Origin of the sequence: Streptomyces sp. NBC_01669, assembly GCF_026339735.1 — a bacterium.
In the GTDB taxonomy this organism is placed as follows: Bacteria; Actinomycetota; Actinomycetes; order Streptomycetales; family Streptomycetaceae; genus Streptomyces; species Streptomyces yanii.
This window is the reverse complement of the sequence record NZ_JAPEQG010000001.1, coordinates 3,549,125-3,568,354: the sequence shown is the minus strand read 5'-3', so window position 1 is coordinate 3,568,354 and position 19,230 is coordinate 3,549,125. Positions and strand designations below refer to the sequence as shown.

Genomic DNA, 19,230 nt, shown 5'->3' with positions numbered 1-19,230 from the left:
GCAGTAATGTGGCGGCTTCGGGGACTGCCACGGCACGGCGGAGCAACGGACGCTGCGGACCGGTGCGACGATCCCCACGGGGTCGACCCCGGACCCCGGGAAATGGGGCGGGAGGGCCCGCACAGAACCGAGAGGTGAACTCAGTGAACTTGCGCGACCTGGTGTACGGGCTCTACGCGCGCCGGGTGGAGGCCCGCCTCGACCACGCCCAGGTGCCCAAGCACATCGGTGTCATCCTCGACGGCAACCGGCGATGGGCGAAGGCGTCCGGCGGCACGGCCGCGCAGGGGCACCAGGCGGGTGCGGACAAGATCCAGGAGCTTCTCGGCTGGTGCAGTGAGACCGATGTCGAGGTCGTCACCCTGTGGCTGTTGTCCACGGACAACTTCGACCGGCCCGAGTCCGAGCTGACGCCGCTCCTCGGCATCATCGAGAACACGGTGCGCGGCCTGGCGGCGGACGGGCGGTGGCGCGTCCACCACGTCGGCACCCTCGACCTGCTGCCCGCGCACACGCAGACCGTCCTCAAGGAGGCCGAGCAGGCCACGGTCGGGGTCGACGGAATACTGGTCAATGTCGCCGTCGGCTACGGCGGGCGGCAGGAGATCGCGGACGCGGTCCGGTCGCTGCTGCTCGACCACTCGTCCAAGGGGACGTCCTTCGAGGACCTGGCGGAGATCGTCTCCACCGACCTGATCTCGGAGCACCTGTACACGCGGGGGCAGCCGGATCCGGACCTGGTGATCCGCACGAGCGGTGAACAGCGGCTGTCCGGCTTCATGCTCTGGCAGAGCGCGCACTCCGAGTACTACTTCTGCGAAGTCTTCTGGCCGGCGTTCCGCAAGGTCGACTTCCTCCGGGCGCTGCGCGACTACGCCGCCCGAGGCCGCCGCTTCGGCGGCTGACGCCGCCCGTCTCCTCCACGGACCGGGCCAGGGTCTCGCCCGGCCCCGGCCCCCAGGGCGGCCGGTTCCGTCCTGGAACGCCGGACGGGCCGGAGTTGCCCGCCCGAACGGCTCAAGAGAGCGGGCCCGGACCCGTGTTCCGGGGCGGGCCCGAAAAGCACCCGTCCGGCGATCGAGGACGCGGGCCTCGGACCTGAGGCCCCGGGCCCATGCGGCCCAGGGGCACCACGGCCGCCCACGGCGGCGCCGGAGGCCGGCGCAGCAGACCCACGTGCCCGGGGGCACACTCCCAGCTCAGCCCGCCAGCCCCGGGCGGCATGGCTTCGCGTGTTCGAGGGAATACCCCTGTCAGGTCGACGTCCGGTCAAAAACCAGGCGGACGTCGTGTCCAAGTGAGCGGCATGGAGTCCGCTCGCCCGGGAGGCCCTTTGCACACGAAGGACCGTACATACTGTGCGGCTGACGCGGAGGGCCGGCGCTCGGCCCGCGCAAGAGGGTCGCAGCCCGGTCCGTCCTCTCCCTTTGGGATGCTCCGCGACGCCGTCGCACCCCAACCTCGTCCGAGGGGGTACGTCCTTCCGTGGTGACCAGCACAAAGCGCCGCATGCCCGACAGGCGCACCTATGTTCTCGACACCAGCGTCCTGCTGGCCGATCCGAACGCCATGGCCCGGTTCGACGAGCACGAAGTCGTGCTCCCGATCGTCGTGGTCACGGAACTGGAGGCCAAACGGCACCATCCGGAGCTCGGCTACTTCGCCCGGCAGGCCCTGCGTCTGCTGGACGACTTCCGGGTCCGGTACGGCCGGCTGGATGCCCCGATTCCGCTCGGGGATCTCGGCGGGACGCTGCGCGTCGAACTCAACCATTCCGACCCCGGCGTACTGCCCGCCGGTTACCGGTTGGGGGACAACGACTCACGGATTCTCGCGGTCGCGCGCAATCTCCAGGCCGAGGGGTACGACGTCACGGTCGTCTCCAAGGACCTGCCGCTACGCATCAAGGCATCCTCGGTCGGCCTCCTCGCGGAGGAGTACCGCGCGGAACTCGCCATCACCGACTCCGGCTGGACGGGCATGTCGGAACTGCCCCTCTCCGCCGAACAGGTGGATCTGCTCTTCGGAGAGGAGACGCTCTACGTCCCCGAGGCCGCCGACCTGCCCGTGCACACCGGACTGGTCCTGCAGTCCGAGCGCGGCAAGGCGCTCGGCCGGATCACCGCCGAGGGCAATGTGCGCCTCGTCCGCGGCGACCGGGAGGCCTTCGGGATCCATGGCCGCAGCGCCGAGCAGCGCATCGCTCTCGATCTGCTGCTCGACCAGGACGTCGGGATCGTGTCGCTGGGCGGCCGGGCCGGCACGGGCAAGTCGGCGCTGGCGCTCTGCGCCGGTCTGGAGGCCGTCCTGGAGCGGAGGCAGCACCAGAAAGTAATGGTCTTCCGGCCGCTGTACGCGGTCGGGGGCCAGGAGCTCGGCTATCTCCCCGGCACCGAGGCCGAGAAGATGAGCCCGTGGGCGCAGGCCGTCTTCGACACGCTCTCGGCGGTCGCCGGGCGCGAGGTGATCGAGGAGGTGCTGGGGCGCGGGATGCTGGAGGTTCTGCCGCTCACCCACATCCGGGGCCGCTCGCTCCACGACGCGTTCGTGATCGTCGACGAGGCGCAGTCGCTCGAACGGAACGTCCTGCTGACCGTATTGTCCCGAATTGGGGCGAATTCCCGGGTCGTGCTCACGCATGACGTGGCGCAGCGGGACAACCTCCGGGTCGGCCGGTACGACGGAGTCGTCGCCGTGGTCGAGAAGCTGAAGGGTCATCCGCTCTTCGCGCACGTCACCCTCACCCGTTCCGAGCGCTCGCAGATCGCCGCGCTGGTGACCGAAATGCTGGAGGAAGGCCAGATCTGATACGGGATACGACCATTGATGCCGCCCGGCGAGCCCAAGAGCTTAGCCGGGCGGCATCGTGCTGCGGCACCTTTTCCGTGAAACACGTGGACCAAACGGGGTGTGAGCTTTCACACGCAACGGAGAATTGCTTCGCGGTGGCCCGTTCCGGCAGAGTCTTGCTTCCGTCAGGCCCCGCATACGGCACACCCGCACCTCCAGAGGTGCCACGCATCAGACAACTCAACAATTGCCGTCCGTATGCCGCCCGCGAGCACCACGCGGCACTCCTCCAGGGGAGTTGCCCACCGGGCCCGTGCCTCCCGTGACCCAAGCAGTAGGGAGGCCAGCGTCAGGGGCACGATTGCGTCCGCGAGGTCACCTAAGCGGGCGATGCTGGAAGGACACCGTGTGAGCCGGATCTCGGTCCGGGGGTTCGCCGTGGCATCTGCCACTGCGGTCACCACCGTCGGCGCCGTCGTAGGCGTTGCATCGGGCAGCACCCCTGCTGCCGACGACAACAACTTCGAGGCGACCGCAGCCGACACGACGCTTCTCGCCGACATCCCTGCGGGCCAGCAGGCCCAGGTGCAGACCGCCTCGCTGACGCAGCAGGCGGACGCCCAGGCGTCCGCAGCCGACGCGGCAGCGAAGAAGTCCGCGGAAGAATCGGCCCGCATCCAGGCCGCCAAGGACGCCGAGTCGAAGAAGCAGGCGGCCGAGGACAAGCTGGAGAAGGAGCGTCAGGCCAAGGAAGACGCCGAGCGCGCCAGCCGGTCCGCGGTGCGTTCCGCCTCCGCCTTCGCCACGCAGAGCTCGTACACCGTGGCCGAAGTCCAGGCGATGGCTCGCCAGATGATCCCCGGCGACCAGTACCAGTGCTTCAGCAACATCGTGAACCACGAGTCGAGCTGGAACTACCGGGCGACCAACGCGTCCTCCGGTGCGTACGGGCTCGTCCAGGCGCTCCCCGGTTCCAAGATGGCGTCCGCCGGTGCCGACTGGCAGACCAACCCGGCCACCCAGATCAAGTGGGGCCTCAACTACATGGACAGCCGTTACGGCTCCCCGTGCGGTGCCTGGTCCTTCTGGCAGGCGAACAGCTGGTACTAGAACCTTCCGAGGTTCCGGTCTCAACCTTGCGAAGCCCCTCACCGTCCTACGGTGGGGGGCTTCGCGCGTGTACCGTCGTCCGGACGACTCCGGGGGGAGTGGTGGGGAGAGAACTCGGGGGTAGAGGAACACTTATGTCGAAACTGCCAGGGTGGCTCGGGCGGCTGGGCGTCGAACTGACCGAGCTGGGCGACCGCCTGGAGGAACGTCGCGCCGCAGCGGAGGCCGAGGGGGACGTCGAGGGGGACCTCGAGGGGGACAGGGACGCGCAGGCCGTGGTCCCGGTCGCGGTCGTCGCCGCGGTGTCCACCGCCGAAGACCGGTCCACCGACCCCGGCCGGGTCCCGGCGCCGCCCGCCTACGCACCCGCAGTCGCCGCCCGCCCCGATCCGGTCGCGGCGATCCCCTGGGGGATGCGCGTCGCGGCCGAGGCCGGCTGGCGGCTGCTCGTTCTCGCGGGCACGCTCTGGGTGCTGATGAAGGTCATCAGCGCCGTACAGTTGGTGGTGCTGGCGTTCGTCGCCGCGCTGCTCGTCACCGCGATGCTGCAGCCGACCGTCTCCCGGCTGCGGCGGTACGGACTTCCGCGGGGTCTCGCCACCGCCGTCACCGCGATCCTGGGCTTCGTCATCATGGGCCTGGTCGGCTGGTTCGTGGTCTGGCAGGTCATGGACAACCTCGACACCCTCTCCGACAAGGTGCGGGACGGTATCGACGAGTTGAAGCGCTGGCTGCTCGACAGCCCCTTCCATGTCACCGAGCAGCAGATCAACGATGTCGCGAAGAATCTCAGCGACACCATCGGCACCAACACCGAGGAGATAACTTCCGCCGGCCTCCAGGGCGTCACCGTGATGGTGGAGGTCCTCACCGGGATGCTGCTGGCGATGTTCTCGACGCTCTTCCTGCTGTACGACGGAAAGCGCATCTGGCGCTGGGTCCTGAAGCTGGTGCCCGCGCAGGCGCGGCCGGGCGTCGCGGGCGCCGGGCCACGTGCTTGGCGGACGTTGACCGCCTATGTGCGGGGCACGGTGCTGGTCGCCCTGATTGACGCGATATTCATCGGGCTCGGCATCTGGTTCCTCGATGTGCCGATGGCGGTGCCGCTCGCCGTCTTCATCTTTCTCTTCGCCTTCATCCCACTCGTCGGCGCCGTGATCTCCGGAGCGCTCGCGGTGGTCGTCGCGCTGGTCACCGAGGGCGTGTTCACCGCGCTGATGGTGCTGCTCGTGGTGCTGGCCGTGCAGCAGATCGAGGGCCATGTGCTGCAGCCGTTCATCCTCGGCCGTGCGGTGCGCGTCCATCCGCTCGCCGTCGTCCTCTCGGTCGCCGCGGGTGGCATGGTCGCGGGCATCGGCGGTGCGGTCGTCGCGGTGCCGCTGGTCGCCGTCACCAACACGGTGGTCGGCTATCTGCGGAAGTACGGGCAGGAGGAGGCGCTGCGGCACGCACCGCAGCCGCGCGACGCCACGGCGGTCGGCGTCGCGCCGACCCGGGCGCCGGGACCGTCACCCGAGGAACACGGCGACGGCGACGCCTATGGGGAAGCGGCGCAGCCGGAGACGGAGTAGGGCAGAAAGAAGGGCCCCGTGGACGGTCGGTCGTCCTCGGGGCCCTTCTCGTATCAGGGGTCCTGCTGTTACTGCTCGGCGAGCACGGCCTCGGCTTCGAGGGTGACGCCGACCGCCTGGATCACCGAGGCGATCTTGACGGCTTCCTGAATGGTCTCACGGTCCACGCCGGCCTTGCGCAGCACCTGCTCGTGGGAGTCCAGGCACTGGCCGCAGCCGTTGATCGCGGAGACGGCGAGCGACCACAGTTCGAAGTCGACCTTCTCCACGCCCGGCTTGCCGATGACGTTCATCCGCAGACCCGCACGGAGCGTCCCGTACTCGGGGTCCGACAGCAGGTGCCGGGTCCGGTAGAAGACGTTGTTCATCGCCATGATGGCGGCTGCCGACTTCGCCGCGGTGTACGCCTCGGCGGAGAGGTTGGCCTTGGCCTCCGGCTCCAGCTCGCGCAGCACCTTCGGCGAGCGCGAGGCGATCGCGCAGGCGAGGACGGTGCCCCACAGCTGCTGCTGCGGGAGCTCGCTGTTCCCGATGACCGAACCGAGGTTCAGCTTCAGGTCCTTGGCGAAGTCCGGAACAGCGGCCTTCAGTTCGTCGAGTGCCATGTCGGTGTCAGCTCACTCGCCCGAGAGGAGCGCGACCGGGTCCAGGGTGTTCTCGCCCTTGGTCCAGTTGCACGGGCACAGCTCGTCGGTCTGCAGGGCGTCGAGGACCCGGAGGACCTCCTTGGGGTTACGGCCCACGGAACCGGCGGTCACCATCGTGAACTGGATCTCGTTGTTCTGGTCGACGATGAAGACGGCGCGCTGCGCGAAGCCGTCCTCGCCCTCGATGCCGAGGTCACGCATGAGCTCGTGCTTCGAGTCGGCCATCATCGGGAAAGGCAGGTCGGTCAGGTCCGGGTGGTCCTTGCGCCAGGCGTGGTGCACGAACTCGGAGTCACCGGAGAAGCCGAGGACCTGGGCGTCACGGTCGGCGAACTCGTCGTTCAGCTTGCCGAAGGCGGCGATCTCGGTGGGGCACACGAAGGTGAAGTCCTTCGGCCACGCGAAGACGATCTTCCACTGACCTTCGTAGGTCTTGTGGTTGATCTGCTCGAACTCCTTGCCGCTCTCCAGCGAAACACAAGCAGTCAGGTCGAACTCGGGGAACTTGTCACCGACAGTGAGCACGCGCTCTCCTTGCAGCGTAGGAATTCCCTTTTGCGGGACTTCCTGAGGGTTGGACGGTGTCCACCATGGCACAGAGTCCATTGATCGCGGAAATAGCTACACTTGGTCGTGATGATCGGAGGTGCCTATCAGTGGCGCAGAGTAACCAGGGTAATCGCCCCAAACAGCCCAGCCTGTCGCAGCTGCGCGCCTTCACGGCCGTGGCCGAACATCTGCACTTCAGGGACGCGGCGGCAGCGATCGGGATGAGTCAGCCCGCGCTCTCCGGAGCCGTGTCCGCACTGGAGGAGGCACTCGGTGTCCAGCTCATCGAGCGTACGACGCGCAAGGTGCTGCTCTCGCCCGCCGGGGAGCGGCTCGCGGTGCGGGCCCGGGTGGTGCTGGAGGCCGTGGGCGAGCTGATGGAGGAGGCCGAGGCGGTCCGGGCGCCGTTCACCGGAGTGCTCAGACTCGGTGTGATCCCGACCGTCGCCCCGTATCTCCTGCCGGCCGTGCTGCGGCTGGTCCACGACCGCTACCCGGAGCTCGACCTCCAGGTGCACGAGGAACAGACCTCGTCGCTGCTGGAGGGGCTGGCCGCCGGACGGCTGGACCTGCTGCTGCTCGCCGTACCGCTCGGGGTGCCGCAGGTGACCGAACTCCCGCTCTTCGACGAGGACTTCGTGCTGGTCATGGAGCGCAGCCACTGGCTGGGCGGGCGTGCCGACATCCCGCGCGAGGCGCTGCGCGAACTGCCGTTGCTGCTGCTCGACGAGGGGCACTGCCTGCGCGATCAGGCCCTCGACATCTGCCGGGAGGCGGGCCGTACGGAGGGGGCGCCGGTCACCACGACCGCGGCCGGGCTCTCCACGCTGGTACAGCTGGTCGCGGGCGGACTCGGGGTGACACTGCTGCCGCGTACCGCCGTGACCGTGGAGACCGCCCGCAACGACGCGCTGACCACGGGGTACTTCGCGGACCCCGCTCCCTCGCGGCGGGTGGCGCTGGGAATGCGGACAGGGGCGGCCCGGCAGGGCGAGTTCGAGGAGTTCGCCGCCGCGTTGCGCGAGGCGATGCGGGCGTTGCCCGTGCGGGTGGCGGCCGCGTAGGTGAAAGGGGTGTGGTCCCTCCCCGCGGAGGGGCCACACCCCGTGAGCCCGGTGCGCCGTCACTCGGTCCGCAAGCCGTCCGGCCGCATCATCCGCCACAGCGGCGGCAGCGAGACCAGGGTGACCAGCAGGATCAGCGCCGCACCCGCCCCCACCATCGGCAGGAACAGCCACCAGTCGGAGACCCTCTTGGCGATCATCCAGGTCAGGGTGGCACCGAGACCGAGACCTCCGGCTACCGCCGCCGTCAGGCCGACGGCCACCGGTACGGCGGTCTGCCACAGCACCGACCAGCCGAGCGTGACCCGGCGGGTGCCGAAGGCCACCAGGACGGAGAGCAGCCGCTTGCGCTCCCGCAACTGCTCCAGCTGCGAGACCAGCATGGAGGCGGCGATCAGTATCAGGGTGGCGGTCGCCCCCGCCTGGAGACCGGTCTGGATGCTCGCGTACTGGCGGTCGCGGGCCACCGAGGTCAGGGTGACGACCCTCATGCCGGGATCGAGCCTGGCCGCGGTGTTCCATACGTACTCGGCGGCGTCCTCGACGTGCTTGTCGATCCGTATCTGTGCGACGGTCGTCGCGCCCGGCAGTGTGCTCGCGTCGACCGCACCGGTGGTGGCCATGATGCCCCAGTTCTCCTTGCCGAGCGGGTCGCGGCGGGTGAGCACCGTGCGGGTGTCGGCGGGCAGCGTCCACCGTGTCGGTTTCACGCCGTTCTGCTGGTCCGTGTACGAGCTGAGCTCTACCTCCTTGCCCTTGCGGGCGGTCTTGTCGACCCAGTCGGCCATCTTCTTGTCGCGGGGGTGGACGACGAAGGTGTCCCCGTCCCGGCAGGAGTCGATCCGGGCGATCTCGCGCAGCGTCGCGCAGTCGCCGACGGTCAGCGAGGTGGTGGGCTGCATCTCGTCCTTGGCGTACTTCCCCGGCCTGGTCACGTACGCCTCGACCGTGCCGATGACCTTGTCCACCCCCTTGGTGGCACGGAACTCCTTGATCGTCCGGGCGGCCGCGTCGCCGGTGACGTGCTCCGAGGACGTATAGAACTGGGCCCGCGTCGGGTCCTGTCCCGTGATCCGGTTGAAATCGTCGTTCATCGCGGCGAACAGCATCTGCAGGGCCACCGCGCCGGCCACGGCGACCGTGACGCCGCTGACCGCGCGGGAGGCCGCCCCGCTGTTCAGCTGGAGCCTGCGGGTGGCCAGCTGCCATGGCACCGGGCCGCCGCGCAACCGGTTCACGCAGGCCTCCACCAGCCAGGGCAGCAGCAGTGCCAGCCCGACCAGGACCAGCACGGCTCCGGCCGCGATCGGATACGGGTCGACCGGTGTGGTCTCGTCGACCTTCCCGGTCAGCGCGAACACCGCCAGTCCCGCGACCGGCAGCGGCAGCCGCCACCAGAGCCGGCGCCTGCGGCTGCGGTTGTTGCGTACGACGCCGAGCGGCTCGACCACCACGGAACGCATGGCGGCCAGAGTGACGAGCACCGCGGAGACAGGCACCGCGACGGCGACGAGGCCCGCCGGCCAGGCGGCGGGGACCAGGTCGGACGGGAACGCGCTGACGTCCCACACCACGAAGGCGCCTGCGAACCGGCGCCCCAGCAGGAAGAGCGCCAGGCCGATCAGCATTCCGACGACCGCGCCGAAGAGTGCCTCGCCGGCCGCGATCCAGCGCGTCGTCCGGATGTCGGCACCGACCAGGCGCAGTGCGGCGAGCCGGTGGTCACGGCGGTCTCCGCCGAAACGCACGGCCGTCGCGATGAAGATCGCGACGGGCACCAGCAGCACCACGGAGATGATGACGATCAGCACGATGAGGAGGGGCGACAGGGGCTCGGGCGGGCCGTTGTCGCCGTAGGCCGCCAGTCGATGGCCGCCGGTGGCGGGGGTCAGGGTGCCGCTGCCCGCGTAGAAGCGCAGTTCGTTGGGGGAGACGAGGCCCGCATCGGTGATCGTGCCGGTGATCCGGTAGGGCAGCCGCTCCCGGAGCAGGTTCCCCTCCGACGAGTCCAGCAGCTCCTTGAGCGCGGGCGAGACGACCATCTCGTCGGGGCCGGGGAAGCCCGCCACGCCGGGCGGGGTGACCGGGTGCGCACCGTCCGGGCGCATCAGGAAGCCGGCGATGGAACGGCCCCGGTACTCGGTCCCGGCGTCGATCCGGAGCACTGTGCTGTCCGACCTGGCGGCCGATGCATCGGGCGAGTCCGACTGCCGTGTTTCGGTGCGGGCCCGTTCGCGGCCGTCGCGCTGGTCGAGCATGTGCGGTACGGAGGAGGCGACGAGGAGCAGCGCCACACCCAGGCCCACCCCCGCCGCGGTGAGCAGCGTGCGTATCCATCCCTCGCGTCCGCCGGCAGCGGCGAAGCGGATGCCGAGTCCCAGATCGCGCAGCCGGGCCGGCGTCCAGGAGGGCGATGCGGCGGGCCGGTGGTCCTCCCCGGCCGGGGCGTGCTTCTGGTGGAGCAGGCTCATACCGCGTGCTCCAGGTCGCGGGCCCGGCCGTCGCGCACGGTGACGTCACGGTCGGAGTAGGCGGCGACGCGGGCCTCGTGCGTCACCAGGACCACGGCGACGTTGGCGGACCGGGCGGCCTCGGTGAGCAGCTCCAGGACCCGCTCGCCGTTGAGGGAGTCCAGGGCGCCGGTCGGCTCGTCCGCGAAGATCACCTTGGGGGAGGAGGCGAGGGCGCGGGCCACGGCCACGCGCTGACCCTGGCCACCGGAGACCTCGGCGGGGCGCTTGGCGCCGAGGTCGTCGACCTCCAGGCGCTCCATCCATGTCAGTGCCGTGCGTTCGGCGTCCTTGCGCCGGGCGCCGCTGAGCCGGAGCGGCAGGGCGACGTTCTCCACACAGGTCAGCTCCGGGACGAGCTGGCCGAACTGGAAGACGAAGCCGAACTCGGTGCGGCGCAGGGCGCTGCGTTCGGCGTCGGACATCGTGGAGAGCTCGCGGCCCGCGTAGGTGATCGTGCCGCGGTCGGGGGTGACGATCCCGGCGAGGCAGTGCAGCAGGGTCGACTTGCCGGAGCCGGACGGGCCCATCACGGCGACGACCTCGCCGGGGTGGATGGAGAACGAGGCGCCGTCGAGCGCCGGCGTCGAACCGTACGACTTGTGCAGGTCGTGGGCGGTCAGCAGGGAACCGGCGGGGGTCACGGGTTCACCACCTTCGCGAGCCGGCCGAGTCGCGCGGCGGTCAGTTCCAGCCAGCGGAGGTCGGCTTCGAGATGGAAGAGCGCATGGTCGCAGATCAGCTGGTCGGCGAGGTCGCCCTTGCGCTTGCGGTCGGTGAGGATGCGCATCAGGCGCAGGTGCTCGGAGCGCTGGGCGTCCAGCAGATCGGCGGCGCTGCGGCCGGTGAGCAGGGCCAGGACGACCTTGGTGTAGAGCGTCGACTGGAGATACGGCTCCGGCTTCTCGGGCTGGGCGAGCCAGGCCGAGACATCGGTGATCCCGGCCTCGGTGATGGCGTACCGCTTGCGCTCGGGGCCGCCGTCGCTCTCGATGCCGTCGACCTCGACGAGGCCGTTCTTGAGGAGCCGGGACATGGTCGAGTAGACCTGGCCGTAGTGCAGGGGGCGGTCGTGGCCGAACTTCTCGTCGAACGTGCGCTTGAGGTCGTAGCCGTGGCGGGGGCCGGACTCCAGGAGTCCCAGCAGGGTGTGGCCGATAGACATGTCCAGCACTGTACACGGTGTGTATACCTGGGGTGTATACCTGGTCGGGCCGGCCCGTGGACCCTTTCCCCCACCCCTTTCCGAAACCGCGGGCGCTTCCCCCGCTCAAGGACTCGATCACCGGACGGGCCGGGTGTCCCGGCCACTCCGGTGATCGGGGGCAAGTCCTCCGGCGCGGGAAGGACAAGCCCTTCCCGCGCCGAGGGGGGCATGCGGGCCTGCCGGCGGTCGAGGGCTACTCGTCCCCGTCGGGGGCCGGTGATCGTGGAGGGCGGCCGCGGCGCGGCAGGGGGCCGGCGGCGCGCGGCAGCCGGCCCGCCTCCGCCAGCGCCCTCCGCAGCAGGAACTCGATCTGCGCATTCGCGCTGCGCAACTCGTCCGACGCCCACCGCGCCACCGCGTCATGCACCGCCGGATCCAGCCGCAGCAGCACCTGCTTGCGGGCGGGTGGCCTGTCTCCTGTCACTGGTACAAGGTGCCCGTGTTGAGAACCGGCTGCGCCGCCCGGTCTCCGCACAGCACGACCATCAGATTGCTGACCATCGCCGCCTTGCGTTCGGAGTCCAGCTCCACGATGTCCTGCTCGGCGATCCGGGTGAGCGCCATCTCGACCATGCCGACCGCGCCCTCGACGATCTGCTGACGGGCCGCGACGACGGCCCCTGCCTGCTGTCGCTGAAGCATGGCGGAGGCGATCTCGGGGGCGTACGCGAGGTGGCTGAAGCGGGACTCGATGATCCGTACGCCGGCGGCCTGCACCCGGGCCGTGAGTTCGACGGCCAGCTTCTCGGTGATCTCCTCCGCGTTGCCGCGCAGTGACAGGCCGCCTTCGTCGTGGGCGTCGTACGGGTACTCGATCGCGATGTGCCGGACCGCCGCCTCCGTCTGTGTGGCGACGAACTCCAGGAAGTCGTCGACCTCGAAGAGCGCCTGAGCCGTGTCCTCGACCTTCCAGACGACGATCGCGGCGAGCTCGATCGGGTTGCCGTACGCGTCGTTGACCTTCAGGACCGCGGTCTCGTGGTTGCGGACCCGGGTGGAGATCTTGCGGCTGCTGGTGAGCGGGTTGATCCAGCGCAGTCCGTCGGCGCGGATCGTACCGACGTACCGGCCGAAGAGCTGGATGACGCGGGCCTCGCCGGGCGCGACCATCTTGACGCCGCTCATGCAGAAGAACGAGGCGATGACGAGCAGCAGGCCGAGGATGAAGATCGGGATCCCCGCCCCGTTGTGCCCGTTCGCGCCCAGGATGCCGCCGATGATCGCCAGGCCGACGCCGAGGAAGACGCCGAGGACGGTCAGGAGAAGGCCGAGCCCGCCGGGAATGGAGTGGGCCGTGGTCTCCCGGACCTGGGGTTCCGGCATCTCGGGGAGCGGGTCGGTGTGTGAAACGGGGTGGTCGGTCATGAAATCCCCCTGTTTGTCTGCTTGAAGAGTACTAGCAATCTGATATCAGATTAACTGTTCTCGCAACCTTGCGCACCTCTCGTTCGTCGGTTCCCTAAGGAACGGGTGCTGATTGTCACGTCCACAAAGGACCGGATCTCTTGCTTTTTGTCCCGGCCGACAGTGTTAGCTGGCTGGGCCGAGGGGGATCCGGGCGAGCAGAGAAACAGGGAGCAACACAGCGATGGGTCGAGCGGATGCGCGACGAGCCCAACAGCGCGGTGCGCGACGGGCCACGAAGAGCGGCGGCATACGCAGACTCTTCACGTGGAAGAAACTGCTGGGCACGTTCTTCGGGTTCTGCCTGCTCGGCATGGGCGCGTTCTTCGTGCTCTACATGATCGTGGACGTACCCGAGGGCAACGCCCAGGCCAAGCTCCAGAGCAACGTCTACAAGTACCCCGACGGCACCGTCCTGGCCCGCACCGGCAAGGTCAACCGGGAGATAGTGGGGCTGTCCGAGGTCCCCAAGGACGTGCAGCGGACTTTCGTCGCCGCCGAGAACAAGTCCTTCTACACGGACAAGGGCGTCGACTTCAAGGGCACCGCGCGCGGTCTGATCAACACGATGTCCGGCAAGGGCAAGCAGGGTGGCTCGACCATCACCCAGCAGTACGTCAAGAACTACTACCTGGACCAGGACCAGACGGTCACCCGCAAGCTCAAGGAGCTGGTGATCTCCCTCAAGGTCGACCAGAAGAAGAGCAAGAACGACATCCTCGCCGGGTACATCAACACCAGCTACTACGGCCGCGGCGCCTACGGCATCCAGGCCGCCGCGCAGGCGTACTACGGCAAGGACGCCCGGGACCTGGACGTCGCCGAGGGCGCCTACCTCGCGGCGCTGCTCCAGGCACCGAGCCAGTACGACTGGGCCGTCGCCTCGCCCGAGGGCAAGCGGCTGGTCAAGGAGCGCTGGAACTACGTCCTGAACAACATGGTCGAGGAGAACTGGCTGGACGCCGGCAAGCGCCAGGGGCTCGAGTTCCCGGTGCCGCAGGACCCCAAGCCCGCGGACGGTCTCACCGGCCAGAAGGGCTACATCGTCAACGCGGCGCGGGCCGTGGTGCAGAAGCAGGAGCACCTCAGCGACGAGCAGTTCGACGCGGGCGGCTGGACCATCACGGTCACCATCGACAAGAAGAAGCAGCAGCAGCTGGAGCAGTCGGTCAAGGCCAGGCTGACCAGCAGGCTCGACACGAAGGGCCGCAGCGTCGACAAGGACGTGCAGGCCGGCGCGGTCTCGGTGAACCCGAAGACCGGCGCGGTCGTCGCCCTGTACGGCGGCACCGGGCTGACCGAGCACTGGACGTCGAACGCCACCCGGCGCGACTACCAGCCCGCCTCCACCTTCAAGCCGATCATCCTCGCCGCGGCGCTCGACCAGGAGGCCCAGACGCAGGACGGGCAGCCGATCACCGCCAACACCCGGTACGACGGCAACAGCCGGCGCCCGGTCGAGGGCAGTGACATCGCCTTCGCGCCGCCCAACGAGGACAACGCGAACTATGGCCAGGTCACCGTCCAGACGGCGATGAACAAGTCCATCAACTCCGTCTTCGCGCAGATGGGCGTGGACGTCCACATGGACAAGGTGATGCAGACCGCGGGCAAGCTCGGCATGGACGTCGAGGGCCTGCCGGTCGTGCCCGCGCAGACCCTCGGCTCGATGGGCGCGAGCCCCATGGAGATGGCCGGGATCTACGCGACGCTCGACAACCACGGCAAGAAGGTCACCCCGTCGATCGTGAAGTCGGCCTCCCGGCAGGGCGGCGCCCCGATCGCGCTGCCCGACCCGATCGGCGAGCAGGTGATCAGCCGCCAGGCCGCGGACTCGGTGACCTCGGTGCTGACCGGCGTGGTCGACGACGGCACGGCCCGGGTCTCGGTGCGCGACGCCCCGGGCCGCGGCGGCCAGCAGGTGGCCGGCAAGACGGGTACCTCGGACAACAACAAGTCGGCCTGGTTCACCGGCTACACCCCGAAGCTCGTCACCTCGGTCGGTCTCTTCGGTGAGGCCGCAGAGTCCCACAAGGGGGCCGACGGCAAGCAGATCCGGAAGGGTTCGCAGGTCACCCTGAAGGGCGCCGCGGGCGGCGGCCGCGTCAACGGCGGTGGCTTCCCGGCCGAGATCTGGGCGGACTACACGTTCCAGGTGATGGGCGGGAGGAGCACCTTCGACCTGGACACGGACATGGGGGCGGCCGTGACGCCGCCGCCGTCCTCGACCTCGCCGAGCCCGAGCGGACAGCCGTCGGAATCGGCCAGCCCGTCGGACCAGCCGTCCAGCGAGGCACCGTCCTCCGAGCCGCCGACGGACACTGCGCCCCCGTCGACGCCGTCCGACCCGACTCCCTCGGGCGGCACGTCGAGCGGGCCGCCGACCGTCCCGGCCCCGACGGACAGCGCCGAAGTCCCGCTGAAACCGGCGGACGGCAGGCAGAACAGCCGCGTGCAGGGCTGACGCGGCTCAGAGCCTGTCGGGTGACCTCTGATCGGGCGGCCACGCCCTGGCACGCACGCTTCCCGCGTTGCCGAAATATCCTAGTAGCTCCGCTACGAGGACACCCCGCCGCCTTGGAATCGCACGCACCAGACCGCGCCCGCTATCCGATCGAAGGTCACCCGACAGGCTCTCACGCACAGCTCGCCCGGCTGATACGGCGAAGGGTGCCACGGATACGCTCCGTGGCACCCTTCGCCGTGTGTCCGGCGTGCGCGGTCAGCCGCCGTTGACCTCCTTGGCGACCCGGTCGCCGAGGTCCTTGTCCACGTTGCGCCAGTACTGCAGAGACCGTTCCAGGACCGGGCGGCTCACACCGTCCAGGAGATGGCCGGAAATGTTCGACACGAGCCGCTCGCGCGCCGCGTCGTCGAGCACCTTGCGGACCATGGTGCCCGCCTGGCCCCAGTCGTCGTCCTCCCGGTGCAGCTTGTACGCCTCGTGGACCATCTCGCCCGCCGTGGCCCAGCCCGCCGGGTCGCCGAAGCGCTCGGTGTCCGCGGCCGGTCCGCCGTACGAGTTCGGTGCGTAGACCGCTCCCGTGCGCGTCGGCTCGTACCGCATCGGGCCGTCCTTCGCGTACGAGTTCCGGCCGAAGCGCGGCCGGTTCGGAGGCAGCTGCGCGTAGTTCGGGCCGATCCGGTACCGGTGGGTGTCGGGGTACGAGAAGAGCCGGCCGAGCAGCATCTTGTCGGGCGACGGACCGATGCCGGGCACCAGGTTCGACGGCTCGAAGGATGCCTGCTCGATGTGGACGAAGAAGTCCTCTGGGTTCTCGTTCAGCGTCATCCGGCCGACCTCGATCAGCGGGTAGTCGCCGTGCGGCCACACCTTGGTCAGGTCGAACGGGTTGAACCGGTAGTCCGGTGCATCGTCGAACGGCATCACCTGGACGTACAGCGTCCAGCTCGGGTGATCGCCGCGCTTGATCGACTCGAACAGGTCGCGGCGGTGGACATCGCCGTCGATACCGGCCATCTCGTCGGCATCGGCCTGGGTGTAGAAGTCGATGCCCTGGTCGGTCTTGAAGTGGTACTTGATCCAGAACCGCTCGCCACCCGCGTTCACCCACATATAGGCGTGAGAGCTGTAACCGTTCATGTTGCGGTAGGTCTTCGGGATGCCCCGGTCGCCCATCAGCCACGTCACCATGTGCGCGGACTCGGGGGAGAGGGTCCAGAAGTCCCACTGCATGTCGTGGTCGCGGATCCCGCTCTCCGGGCGGCGCTTCTGCGAGCGGATGAAGTCCTGGAACTTCATCGGGTCCCGTACGAAGAAGATCGGCGTGTTGTTGCCGACCATGTCGTAGTTACCGTGCTCCGTGTAGAACTTCAGCGCGAAGCCGCGGGGGTCGCGCCAGGTGTCGGGGGAGCCCTGCTCGCCGGCGACCGTGGAGAATCGGGCGAGCATGGCGGTCTGCTTGCCCGGTTGGAAGAGGTCCGCCTTGGTGAACTGGCTGACGTCGTTGGTGACGACGAAGGTGCCGTAGGCCCCGGAGCCCTTGGCGTGGACGACCCGTTCGGGGACCCGTTCACGGTTGAACTGGGCCATCTTCTCGATGAGGTAGTGGTCCTGGAGCAGGATCGGCCCGTCGGATCCGACGGTGAGCGAATGTTCGTCGCTCTCCACCGGGATCCCGGCGTTGTTCGTGGTGTAGGGAGTGTTCTTGGTTTTCTCGGACACGAGCGTCCTCCCGTCGGTGCGGGGTGTCGGTCAAATCGTCCAGGCGGCGCCCGGTCACGACTGAAGTCAACTCCGACGACGGGAGGATGGCAACATGTGGAGATCATCCCTATTTGTCCAAATGTGGCGCGGTGCTGTGAGCTCCTCCTACTGGCTGCGGGTCGGCATCTCGAACCAGACGACCTTGCCGGTCGACAGCCGGGTCGCCCCCCACCGCCTGGCCAGCCGGTTCACCAGGAACAGTCCGCGGCCGCCCTCGTCCATGTCGCGTGCCCGGCGCTGCCGGGGCAGCTGCGGGGCGTCGTCACCGACCTCGCAGCGCAGGATGTCGGTCCGCAGCAGCCGCAGCGTGACCGGCCGCTCCGCATACCGCACCGCATTGGTGACCACCTCGCTGACCAGCAGCTCCACCGAGTCCGAGAGTTCGTCGAGCCCCCACCGGCTGAGCGCCCTGCGGGCCAGCCGGCGGGCCCGTCCGGGGGCGGAGTCCTCCGGTTCCAGGAACCAGTACGCGACATCGCTCGGCGCGATCCCGTCGAAGCGGGCGGCGAGCAGCGCGATGTCGTCGTCCCGGTCGCCGGGGCCGAGCATGTCGAGCACGTCGTCGCAGAGCGCCTCCAGCGGCGGCGAATGGTCCGGTCCGGTGAGCCGGGCGGTGGCGGCGAGCCGTTCGCGCAGCTGCTCGATCCCGGTCCAGACGTCCCGCAGCCGGGACTCCACCAGACCGTCGGTGTACAGCAGCAGCGTGGCGCCCGAGGGCGCGTCCAGCTCGACCGCCTCGAAGTCGACCCCGCCGACGCCGATCGGGGCACCGGGCGGTACCCGAAGCACCTCGGCGCGGCCGCCCAGGTGAAGCAGGACGGGCGGCGGGTGCCCTGCGTTGGCGATGGTGATCCGGTGAGCGACCGGGTCGTAGACCGCGTACAGGCAGGTCGCCATGCGGTCGCTGCCGAGTCGCTGTGCCTGCTCGTCGAGGTGGTGCAGGACCTCCTGCGGCGGCAGGTCGAGCCCGGCGAGGGTCTGCGCGGTGGTACGCAGCTGCCCCATGATCGCCGCGGAGGTCATGGAGTGGCCCATGACGTCGCCGACGACCAGGGCGACCCGGCTGCCGGGCAGCGGGATCGCGTCGTACCAGTCGCCGCCGACCCGGGCGGTCTCGGCGGCCGGAAGGTAGCGGGAGGCGAGCCGGACACCGGTGGGCTGCGGCAGCGAGTCGGGCAGCATGGTGCGCTGCAGCTCGTCGGCGATGTACGCCTCGCGCCCGTACAGCACGGCCTTGTCGATGCCGAGGGCGGTGTGCGTCGCCAGCTGTGCGGCCACCAGCAGATCGTTGGCCTCGAAGGGGGGCCGCTCGGTCCCGCGCAGGAAGACGGCAGCACCGATCACCCTCCGGCGGCCGCGCAGCGGGGCGAGGATCGCCCGGTGGCCGGAGGGTACGGTGCGCCCGGCGCCGAGCAGCTCGGGCAGGGCGACGCGGGCCGTCGCGGAGTCACCGAAGACGGGCCGTACGCCGCGCAGCACCTCGGCGAGCGCGCCGCCCGCCCGGACCTCGCAGAGCTCGGCCGCGGGCATCAGATCGGCGTGCGGGTCGAGGGCGGGCAGCCGTAGCCGCTCGCTCTCCGCGGAGGGGGAGACATCGGAATCGTCATCGCTTAAACGCAGCCGGTCGGACCGGCGCAGCCGCAGCACGAACGGGGTGACGGGGCGCTCGTCGCCGACCGGGAGCGGGTCGCGGAGGTAGACGAGTATGGCGTCGGAGAACGTCGGCACGCTGGCCCGGCACAGCCCGAGGACGATCTCGTCCAGGTCGATGCCGCGGGCGATCCTGCGGGTCGCGGCGCCCACGAAGCGCAGCCGGTCCCCCTCGCGGCGGGCCACCGCCTGCGGGTCCGGTCCGGCCGCGGCGGCGCTCGGCGCGGTCGCCGGGTTCGGTGCGCCGGCGGGGCCGGGAATCGCCGTGGGATTCGAGCCGGAGCCGGGCGCCGGGGCCGGTCCCGGGATCGCTGCGGCGGCAGGCGCGGCCTGCGGCGCGGCATCCTGCTGCCGCGGCCGGGTGCGTTCCTGCGACCGGGCGGCGAGAGGCTGCCGGCCTTCGTGGGAGGTGGGGTGCTCCGTCACGCGTGGGGTTCCGTCCGTCCGGGCCGGTTGTATGAGGCAATCACCTTGTGGGGCGCCACTGTGCCCCGACAAGA

Annotated in this window: 15 protein-coding genes; 6 read left to right on the top strand and 9 right to left on the bottom strand. The window is 69.7% G+C overall.

Annotated elements, in window-relative coordinates; genetic code table 11:
• Positions 1–143: 143 nt before the first annotated feature.
• The 4 genes from OG972_RS15625 (at position 144) to OG972_RS15610 (ending at position 5,471) form a co-directional block, all read left to right on the top strand.
• Positions 144–905, top strand: a complete 762-nt coding sequence (locus tag OG972_RS15625) for an isoprenyl transferase (protein WP_266982038.1) — start codon at positions 144–146, stop codon at positions 903–905.
• Between the two features lie 580 nt (positions 906–1,485).
• Positions 1,486–2,808 carry a PhoH family protein gene (locus OG972_RS15620; protein ID WP_037688637.1) on the top strand — a complete coding sequence of 441 codons (1,323 nt, stop codon included), beginning with the start codon at positions 1,486–1,488 and terminating at the stop codon, positions 2,806–2,808.
• A gap of 390 nt (positions 2,809–3,198) precedes the next feature.
• Positions 3,199–3,900, top strand: coding sequence for a transglycosylase SLT domain-containing protein (locus tag OG972_RS15615; protein WP_266982033.1), 702 nt, complete (start codon positions 3,199–3,201; stop codon positions 3,898–3,900).
• Between the two features lie 134 nt (positions 3,901–4,034).
• Positions 4,035–5,471 carry an AI-2E family transporter gene (locus tag OG972_RS15610; RefSeq protein ID WP_266982031.1) on the top strand — a complete coding sequence of 479 codons (1,437 nt, stop codon included), beginning with the start codon at positions 4,035–4,037 and terminating at the stop codon, positions 5,469–5,471.
• Positions 5,472–5,539: 68 nt separating this feature from the next.
• Here the strand turns inward: OG972_RS15610 and OG972_RS15605 are convergent, their stop codons facing one another.
• Together OG972_RS15605 and OG972_RS15600 are read right to left on the bottom strand one after the other, a co-directional pair.
• A complete protein-coding gene (locus OG972_RS15605; protein ID WP_266982030.1) occupies positions 5,540–6,076 on the bottom strand; it encodes an alkyl hydroperoxide reductase in 537 nt (178 codons plus the stop codon).
• A 12-nt stretch (positions 6,077–6,088) separates the two neighbouring features.
• Positions 6,089–6,643 carry a peroxiredoxin gene (locus OG972_RS15600; RefSeq protein WP_266982028.1) on the bottom strand — a complete coding sequence of 185 codons (555 nt, stop codon included), beginning with the start codon at positions 6,641–6,643 and terminating at the stop codon, positions 6,089–6,091.
• A gap of 131 nt (positions 6,644–6,774) precedes the next feature.
• Here OG972_RS15600 and OG972_RS15595 point away from each other — a divergent pair, with 131 nt between their 5' ends.
• Positions 6,775–7,731 carry a hydrogen peroxide-inducible genes activator gene (locus tag OG972_RS15595; protein ID WP_266982026.1) on the top strand — a complete coding sequence of 319 codons (957 nt, stop codon included), beginning with the start codon at positions 6,775–6,777 and terminating at the stop codon, positions 7,729–7,731.
• Between the two features lie 59 nt (positions 7,732–7,790).
• On the opposite strand, the gene OG972_RS15590 is transcribed toward OG972_RS15595, so the two are convergent.
• The 5 genes from OG972_RS15590 to OG972_RS15570 form a co-directional block, all read right to left on the bottom strand.
• The gene (locus OG972_RS15590) at positions 7,791–10,202 is read right to left on the bottom strand and encodes an ABC transporter permease (RefSeq protein ID WP_266982024.1); all 2,412 of its coding nucleotides are present in this window, start codon (positions 10,200–10,202) and stop codon (positions 7,791–7,793) included.
• Positions 10,199–10,885: an ABC transporter ATP-binding protein gene (locus OG972_RS15585; RefSeq protein WP_266982023.1), complete on the bottom strand. Its 687-nt coding sequence runs from the start codon at positions 10,883–10,885 to the stop codon at positions 10,199–10,201. The genes OG972_RS15590 and OG972_RS15585 overlap by 4 nt, the downstream gene beginning before the upstream one ends.
• Positions 10,882–11,406: a PadR family transcriptional regulator gene (locus OG972_RS15580; protein ID WP_266982021.1), complete on the bottom strand. Its 525-nt coding sequence runs from the start codon at positions 11,404–11,406 to the stop codon at positions 10,882–10,884. Before OG972_RS15580 ends, OG972_RS15585 begins: the two co-directional genes overlap by 4 nt.
• A 235-nt stretch (positions 11,407–11,641) precedes the next feature.
• Positions 11,642–11,872, bottom strand: a complete 231-nt coding sequence (locus OG972_RS15575; protein ID WP_266982019.1) for a hypothetical protein — start codon at positions 11,870–11,872, stop codon at positions 11,642–11,644.
• A complete protein-coding gene (locus OG972_RS15570) occupies positions 11,869–12,813 on the bottom strand; it encodes an SPFH domain-containing protein (protein ID WP_266982017.1) in 945 nt (314 codons plus the stop codon). Before OG972_RS15570 ends, OG972_RS15575 begins: the two co-directional genes overlap by 4 nt.
• A gap of 223 nt (positions 12,814–13,036) precedes the next feature.
• Between OG972_RS15570 and OG972_RS15565 the strand changes: the two genes are divergently transcribed.
• Positions 13,037–15,316 carry a transglycosylase domain-containing protein gene (locus tag OG972_RS15565; RefSeq protein ID WP_266982015.1) on the top strand — a complete coding sequence of 760 codons (2,280 nt, stop codon included), beginning with the start codon at positions 13,037–13,039 and terminating at the stop codon, positions 15,314–15,316.
• A gap of 258 nt (positions 15,317–15,574) precedes the next feature.
• On the opposite strand, the gene OG972_RS15560 is transcribed toward OG972_RS15565, so the two are convergent.
• Both OG972_RS15560 and OG972_RS15555 read right to left on the bottom strand, forming a co-directional pair.
• Positions 15,575–17,038, bottom strand: coding sequence for a catalase (locus tag OG972_RS15560; RefSeq protein WP_266982013.1), 1,464 nt, complete (start codon positions 17,036–17,038; stop codon positions 15,575–15,577).
• A gap of 147 nt (positions 17,039–17,185) precedes the next feature.
• Positions 17,186–19,156, bottom strand: coding sequence for a SpoIIE family protein phosphatase (locus OG972_RS15555; RefSeq protein ID WP_266982011.1), 1,971 nt, complete (start codon positions 19,154–19,156; stop codon positions 17,186–17,188).
• Positions 19,157–19,230: the final 74 nt, after the last annotated feature.

What these genes read in the sequence shown, in the direction of transcription:
- OG972_RS15590 (WP_266982024.1), bottom strand. Translation starts at nt 10,202, where the DNA reads ATGAGCCTGCTCCACCAGAAGCACGCCCCGGCCGGGGAGGACCACCGG.
- OG972_RS15610 (WP_266982031.1), top strand. Translation starts at nt 4,035, where the DNA reads ATGTCGAAACTGCCAGGGTGGCTCGGGCGGCTGGGCGTCGAACTGACC.
- OG972_RS15565 (WP_266982015.1), top strand. Translation starts at nt 13,037, where the DNA reads ATGGGTCGAGCGGATGCGCGACGAGCCCAACAGCGCGGTGCGCGACGG.
- OG972_RS15580 (WP_266982021.1), bottom strand. Translation starts at nt 11,406, where the DNA reads ATGTCTATCGGCCACACCCTGCTGGGACTCCTGGAGTCCGGCCCCCGC.
- OG972_RS15605 (WP_266982030.1), bottom strand. Translation starts at nt 6,076, where the DNA reads ATGGCACTCGACGAACTGAAGGCCGCTGTTCCGGACTTCGCCAAGGAC.
- OG972_RS15570 (WP_266982017.1), bottom strand. Translation starts at nt 12,813, where the DNA reads ATGACCGACCACCCCGTTTCACACACCGACCCGCTCCCCGAGATGCCG.